The sequence below is a fragment of the Promicromonospora sp. NPDC060204 genome, assembly GCF_042728455.1.
In the GTDB taxonomy this organism is placed as follows: domain Bacteria; phylum Actinomycetota; class Actinomycetes; order Actinomycetales; family Cellulomonadaceae; genus Promicromonospora.
Genome location: NZ_JBHWZO010000445.1, coordinates 1 through 1,956, shown reverse-complemented (window position 1 = coordinate 1,956; position 1,956 = coordinate 1). Strand labels below are relative to the sequence as shown.

Annotated in this window: 1 protein-coding gene and 1 pseudogene; both read right to left on the bottom strand. The window is 71.9% G+C overall.

Annotated elements, in window-relative coordinates:
- Positions 1 to 102 (bottom strand): annotated as a pseudogene (locus tag ACFWEJ_RS28540) (phosphoribosylaminoimidazolesuccinocarboxamide synthase); the annotation flags it as partial.
- 80 nt (positions 103 to 182) lie between these two features.
- Positions 183 to 1,439, bottom strand: a complete 1,257-nt coding sequence (locus ACFWEJ_RS28535) for an alpha/beta hydrolase family protein (protein WP_377232530.1) — start codon at positions 1,437 to 1,439, stop codon at positions 183 to 185.
- Positions 1,440 to 1,956 lie beyond the last annotated feature (517 nt).

Genomic DNA, 1,956 nt, shown 5'->3' with positions numbered 1-1,956 from the left:
CACGTGGTTGGGGACCAGGTCGGCGAGCTGGTCGAACCACCACAGGGAGAGCTGGGTGAGGACGCGGCCCTTGTCCGGGATCTCGGTGGGCAGCACCCAGTCATTGGGCCCGGATCTCGGCTGTTTCCGGGCCTAATGACTGGGTAGAAGCGCACATCGGCGGGCGGCCGGCCCGTCTCGCGTCAGCCCTCGAACTCGACCTCCGGGTACGCCGGCGACGGGCCGTCGAGCAGCGGGGCGTCCAGGCCGCGCAGGTGCCGGTCCAGGAACGCGCCCACGTACGCGCTCGTGATCCGCACACCGCGCTCGCCACCGACGGTGCCGGGGCCGCCGGGCAGCGGTACCCCGAGCTGGTCGAGGAACATGAGCTGGTCGGTGAACGAGCCGTGGTTCGCGGTCGGGACCTGCAGCCATCGGCTCGTCGCGCCCAGCCGCGCGAAGTTGTCGGGCCAGTCCGTCCCGTCGCTGGCGCCCGGCTCGTGCGCGGCACCGCCCAGCATGAGGAACGGCCGGTCCGCCCCGCCCTCGGGGAAGTCCACCTGGAACGTGCCGTCCAGGTTGACCCCGGCGTCCACGCGCGGGTCGTCCATGATCGAGACCGCCGCGCTGGCCCCGCCGAGCGAGTGGCCGACGACGGCGATGCGCCGCGCGTCGATCGCCGGCGCATGCCGCCCGAGCCGGCCGCCGGTGAGCTCGTCGAGCACGAAGCCGATGTCGGCGCTGCGCCCGTGCGCGACCCAGGCGCCGAGCTCGGCGGTGTTCTCCCGCTCGCAGAGCAGGCACCCGGCGACCCGGTCGCCCGGCAGCTCCACCACGCGGGCCTCGTACGTGTGGTCGATGCCGGCCACGACGTAGCCGCGCGAGGCCAGGTCCTCGGCGAGCGACATCAGCGACTCGCGGCTGAGGCTCGCGCCCGGCGAGAGCACCACGAGCGGCCGCTTCCCCGGGAGCGCCGGGGCCCGGTCGTAGGCGTGGGCCTCGACCGTCGTCAGGATGTCGGGCGCGACCGGGAGCCGGGCGGCCTCGATGATCGCCGTCGAGACGGCCTCGGACGTGTACGGCGCGATCTCGCCGCGCGGGACCGCCGGGTACCACAGCGACACCATCAGCTCGCGACGCGCCTCGGGCACCCACGGGTCGGCGCGGTCCTCGTCGACGAGATGGAGCGGCATCAGCCCGACGGGGTACCGCCCCGTCGGTTCGGGCAGGGAGAGGATCGGTTCGTCCACGTCGGACGGCGTTGCCTCAACCGGCGCGAGCGCCGACGGCGCGACCAGCGACGTCGTAGCCGCGACCGCCGGCGCCGGAGCCGCCACGGCCGACGTCGGCCCCGCCGCCGCCCCGGCGAGCGCCACCGCGCTCGGTGCCACGAGGGCCGTGCACGCCACGACCGCGGTCGCGACAAAAGCGGATCTGACCAGGTGTTCAGCTGTCCTCATGCCAGAGTTTTTTCACACCGCGAGGAGCCGGCCAAGGGTTCGGCGCGGGTTCCAGGGGCGAGCCCGGGAGATCCCCGAACGGCCAGGATCGAAATGTCGGGGTTGTCCTCTACGGGCATTCATCCACGGGCGCTGCGCAACGTCGCAGGTCAGCGTCCGGACGGCGGTCTGCGACACATTTCATCCGCCGTAGCGGGCCATATTGAAGCTGCGTTACGTATGCTGGCCCGAACGGGATCGGGCGGAACGTCGCCTTTCACGTGCAATTTCAGACATCAATCACGTGTAGGCCGATCAACGCATTTAGCCCGTATCTCCTATCAGTGCAGCGCACCCCAGGCTGCGCCTCCCGGGATCGTCTGAGTGGGGACAGCTCTGCGCGGAAAGGGGGTGGATCGGCGTGACCATCGATGACGCACCGGTCGACGACTGGGTGGTGCACCGGCCCAACGTCGTACGCTCCGTCGCAGCACGCGTACCCGGCATCGACGCCGAGGAGGCCACCAGCCGCGCCCTC